This is a genomic window from Ancylomarina sp., assembly GCF_041555295.1.
Classification (GTDB): domain Bacteria; phylum Bacteroidota; class Bacteroidia; order Bacteroidales; family Marinifilaceae; genus Ancylomarina.
The window spans coordinates 1-2647 of record NZ_JBFFKR010000382.1 but is presented as its reverse complement, the minus strand read 5'-3'; the positions used below and the strand labels follow the sequence as shown (position 1 = coordinate 2647).

2 protein-coding genes are annotated in these 2647 nt (G+C 38.5%); both read right to left on the bottom strand.

Translation table 11 applies throughout. The features are described 5' to 3' along the window. Positions 1-1478: hypothetical protein (locus ABY905_RS16225; RefSeq protein WP_372645756.1), on the bottom strand; the 1478-nt coding region annotated here is incomplete at its 3' end. An 83-nt stretch (positions 1479-1561) separates the two neighbouring features. Further along, on the bottom strand, positions 1562-2647 hold a 1086-nt coding region (locus ABY905_RS16220), incomplete at its 5' end, for a RagB/SusD family nutrient uptake outer membrane protein (protein WP_372645754.1).

Here is a 2647-nt window from a genome sequence, read left to right as displayed (position 1 = left end):
GCGATATAATATTTAGGATCAATATTTAGATCTGCATCATCACAAGTAAAAGTAATATCAACCTGAATTTCTTTAGTTGTTGTGTTGTATGTACCCACTGATTTTGCAACATGAATAGAAACAGGAGTTACCATTGTTGATTGAGAAACATTTCCTTGAGTCGTATTTGAATCCGCATACCATGCATAATAAGATTCAGTTCCACCCACAACATCAACAGTTGTTTTTGCTTTCCAAACAGCCATATCAGCCTTGTAAAGCGTCAAAGTTTGCTCTGGAACCACAACAGTACCTTCGGTAGCTGATGCCTCAGTTGATGCAAAACGGAACCAGCCAGCTTCTGATTTGATTTCGGTCTTTCCATAAGTTGCTTCGTTTGCAAAAAACTTAGTTAATCCCAAGAAATCACCACACTGGTTTTCATATCTTTCTTGCTCTACAATATCAATAAACCTACCACCTTGTACTTTTTGCACTTTATTAATGACTTCTTCAAATTGATTACCGTCGTTATCCGAAACATGCATATAGTGTTCTCCTGTAAGAGTTGCCCAAGCCTGAGTAACAGAATTAAAATAGTAACGCTTTAAAAAATAAGCATCAGCATCTGCAATGTAAACCGTTTCGCTAGTACTCCACTGAGCATATAAGTAGTCGAATTGGTGATCGGCATTAATCCAAGAAGAGAAATCAACCTGTGGGTCAACTGCATTGATATCCAAAGTGTTTTCACTTGCTTTTACAGCATAATCAGTTACAGATGGAGTCGCAAATGCGAATTGAACTGTTTTGTCCATGTCAACAACAGCTGTGTTCTTCATAGTTACCGTAAATTCAGCTGAAACTTCACCAGCTGCAATAGTAATGGCATTGTTTTCCAAACCTGCAATTTCATAATCGGTACCGGCTACTAAACCATCTGTAATTGTTAAAGGAATAGTAAGAGCTGAAGAGAATGCTTTGCTCAATCCAACAGTAATCGTCTTCACTTCTTCCAAATATGGATTAGTTACGATATTAGAAGTTCCAAAAGATACTGTAGGCGCATCCGATGCAGGTGTTGCATTGTCAGTAATGGTAAGATCTACACTTGCCTCCATGGCTAAATCGTAAACATCGCCAGCTCCTAAAGCAATGCTCACTGTTGTGTTCTCTTCAATTGCTGAAACATTAACAGGGCTTACAAAAATGTTTGCTGATGTAGCGTTCGCAGGAATGGTAACCGTGCTTGCAATTTCCTGATAGTTTACACCTGCTACTGCAGTACCCGAAATGTTTACTTTCACATCGTAAGCAGTCCCTAATGGAGCATCTGTAATTACTTTTACCACAAGAGGGGATGTTGCATTCTCAGCAATGGTAAGCACATCAGCACTTAAAGTTACTTTAGGGATCGTTACTGAATCATCTTTACTACAGCTCACAATAAAGATTGCAGCTACAGCAAATAACATGAGGTTTAAAATGTTTTTTTTCATTGGGTCTTAGATTTTTAGTTATGGTTAAAACATCCCCATAAATCGGGGCGTATCACTAATATTTTTGTTTTTAATAAATTCGTTTAGTATCCTGTATTCTGGACCATTTGATTATTGTATTCTATTGCATAATCAGGAATTGGCAATACGAACAAATTGCTTGGGTAATCGATGTTTACATTCTGTAAGGCATTACAATCAACACGTCGTAAATCTCTTCCCATTCTCACAATATCAAAAAACAGGTGACCTTCGAAAGCCAATTCTCTTCTTCTTTCTTGGAATAATTCCTCCTTTAAGGCTGTTCCTGATAATTGAAGGTTAGCTGCTGCAGGGTTTGCACGTTTGCGAATTACATCCAAATCGGCACGAGCCTGAACCTCGTTGCTAACAGGCAGATTTAAGGAAGCTTCGGCACGAATCAGATACATTTCTGCCAAGCGAAGAACCGGTATATAGTGATCCGTTTCACCTGCTAACTCAGTCCACTTTTTTGTTAAGGTTTCACCCATTTGCTCGGCAAATAGCTGCTTTCTAATATCACCATCTTCATACAAATCGATAATATCATGACTGGGCAACAAATAAAGACTTGTCCTATCATCCTCAATACCAATCTGTCTAGAGAGGGGAGCACCTATATGTCTCCCTGAATTATCGAGGATGAAAATATCCTCTGTGCTTGGTGTGTTATTCGAATAAGAAGAAAGAACTTCAGAATTATCAATTAGGGAAATATTGCCATCTTCAATGACTTTTGTTGCGTATTCTTTGGCCTTATCCCAATCGTTTTTATAAAGATAAACACGAGCCAAAAGAGCTTGTGCTGCCACTTTAGACATATAAGCCTTTACAGAATTGGCCTCTTCAGTACCAATAGCTGTTCCTAAATTGCTTTCGGCCTCTAATAAATCAGCAATAATATTTTCATAATTATCGAACAAGAGTGCTCTTGTTGTAAGCTCATCATAAGTGATATTTTGCTCCATATACGGAATACCCGGATGCTGGGCATTTGCAGTATAGCCGTAAGGCTGAGCATACAAACGGGTTAAGTCGAAATGTGCCAGTGCTCTGATTGCCTTAGCTTCAGCAACCGCCTGAGCTTTTTCTACATCGCTTGCATCTTCAGCATAGTTGATATTTTCAATCACATTATTTGCTGCACT